Here is a 2,514-nt window from a genome sequence, read left to right as displayed (position 1 = left end):
ACCCCAACCCTCCCCCGCAAGCGGGAGAGGGAGTCGCGCAGCCTGCGTTGCGGCTCACCCCCGCAGCGTGCCGCCGGTCTTCTTGGTCACCTCGGCGACGACCTTGGCGGCGACGGCGTCGATCTCCTGGTCGGTCATGGTCTTCTCGCGCGGCTGGATCGTCACCGCGATCGCGATCGACTTCTTGTCGGGATCGATGCCCTTGCCTTCGTAGACGTCGAACACGGTCACATCAGTGATCAGCTTCTTGTCGACATTCTGCGCCGCGCGGACGATGTCGCCCGCCTTGACGCTGCGATCGACGATGAAGGCGAAGTCGCGCGACACCGGCTGGAATGCCGAGAGCTCCAGCACCGGCTTGGCGCGCGTCGCCCGCTGCTTGCCTTGCGGGATGCGCTCGAGGATCACCTCGAACACGATCATCGGGCCGTCGGCGCCGAGCGCCTCGGTCGCGCGCGGATGCAACTCGCCGAAAGTGCCGAGCACATTCTGCGGGCCGATCTGGATGGTTCCGGAGCGCCCCGGATGCAGCCAGGCCGGGCCGCCGGGGACGATCTGCAGCGCCTGCATCGGCGCGCCGGCGGCCGCCAGCACGGCGAAGGCGTCGGCCTTGGCATCCATCGCATCCGCCACAGCCGAGCCGGTCCAGTGCCGTCCGATCCCCTTCGACGAGGCGAAGCCATGGCGCACGCCGGAGGCGGCGACCAGCTGGTCCTCCGGGCGGTCGCCGCGGAACACCTGGCCGACCTCGAACAGCGCCACGTCAGGATAGCCGCGGTTGATGTTGGCCTGAGCCGCCGCGACGAGGCCGGGCAGCAGGCTCGGCCGCATGTCGGAGAGATCGGCCGCGATCGGGTTGGCGAGCACGAGCTCGCTCTGGCCGCCGCCGAACAGTTTTGCCGCGTCATTGGTGATGAACGACCAGGTCACGGCTTCCACCATGCCGCGCACGCCGAGCGCGCGCTTGGCGCGGCGGGTACGCAGCTGCATCGGCGTCAGCACCGGCTTGCGCGGCTCCTCGCCGCGCTCGAACGGCGTCATCGGCACCTTGTCGACGCCGACGATGCGCACGATCTCCTCGACGATGTCGGCCTTGCCGTGCACGTCGGTGCGCCAGGACGGGATCGCGATCTTCACCACGGGGCCGTTGCCGGCCAGCATGAAGCCGAGCCGGGTGAGGATCAGCTTCACCTCGACCAGCGGCACCTCGATGCCGGCAAGGCGCTTGACCTCGCTGAGCGGGAAGTCGATGACGCGATCCTCGCCGAACTGCTTGCCGACCACGACGTTCTCGGACGGCGTGCCGCCGCACAGCTCCAGCACCAGTTTGGTCGCGAGCTCGAGCCCGGGCACCATGAAGGCCGGATCGACGCCACGCTCGAAGCGATAGCGCGCGTCCGAATTGATGCCGAGCTTGCGGCCGGTCTGCGCGATGTTGATCTCGTTCCAGAGCGCCGATTCGATCAGCACGTCGGTAGTGTTGTCGTCGCAGCCCGAGGCCTCGCCGCCCATGATGCCGGCAAGCGATTCGACGCCGTGCTCATCGGCAATCACGCAGATGTTGCTGTCGAGCGTATAGGTGCGGCCGTCGAGCGCGAGCAGCGTCTCGCCATCTCGCGCGCGGCGTACGCTGAGGTTGCCCTGCACCTTCTTGGCGTCGAACACGTGCAGCGGGCGGGCGCGGTCGTAGGTCATGAAGTTGGTGATGTCGACCAGCGCGTTGATCGGGCGCAGCCCGATCGAGGTCAGCCGCTTCTGCAACCATTCCGGCGACGGGCCGTTCTTCACGCCGCGCACCAGCCGCAGCGCGAAGCCCGGACACAGCGTGGCGTCTTCCACCTTCACCTCGACCGGGCAGGGGAATTCGCCCTTGATCGGCCTGATGCCGGGATCCCTGAACTTGCCCATGTCGGCGGCGGATAGATCGCGCGCGATGCCGTGCACGCCGGTGCAGTCCTGCCGGTTCGGCGTCAAGTTGATCTCGATGGTGGGATCGCCGAGCCCGGCCCAGTCGGCATAGCCCTTGCCGAGCGGCGCGTCCGCCGGCAGCTCCATGATGCCGTCGTGGTCTTCCGAGATCTGCAATTCCGCCGCCGAGCACAGCATGCCGCGGCTCTCGACGCCTCTGATAGTGCCGACGCCGAGCGTGATGTTCTTGCCGGGGATGTAGGTGCCGGGCGGCGAGAACACGCTGATCAGCCCGGCTCGCGCATTCGGCGCGCCGCACACCACCTGCACCGGCGCGCCGCCGTCGCCGGTGTCGACCATGCACACGCGCAGCCGGTCCGCATTCGGATGCTGCTCGGCCGAGATCACGCGCGCGATGGTGAACGGCGCGAGCGCCTTCGCCTTGTCCTCGATGCTCTCGACCTCGAGCCCGATCATGGTGAGCTTGTCGGCGAGCTTTTCGAGCGGCTCATCGGTCTCGAGATGTTCCTTCAGCCAGGAGAGGGTGAACTTCATGACGATGATTTCTCTTGTCCCCTCTCCCGCTCGCGGGGGAGGGTTAGGGTC

1 protein-coding gene is annotated in these 2,514 nt (G+C 67.9%); it reads right to left on the bottom strand.

The annotated features are described in order from the left end of the window. Window positions 1-54 precede the first annotated feature (54 nt). Window positions 55-2,463 carry a phenylalanine--tRNA ligase subunit beta gene (gene pheT, locus AC1VNY_RS42305; protein ID WP_482409640.1) on the bottom strand — a complete coding sequence of 803 codons (2,409 nt, stop codon included), beginning with the start codon at window positions 2,461-2,463 and terminating at the stop codon, window positions 55-57. Window positions 2,464-2,514: the final 51 nt, after the last annotated feature.

It is taken from the genome of Bradyrhizobium ferriligni, from assembly GCF_056837965.1.
Note: the sequence above shows the minus strand (reverse complement) of the source record. Positions and strands in the feature narration are given on the sequence as shown.

What these genes read in the sequence shown, in the direction of transcription:
- pheT (WP_482409640.1), bottom strand. Translation starts at nt 2,463, where the DNA reads ATGAAGTTCACCCTCTCCTGGCTGAAGGAACATCTCGAGACCGATGAG.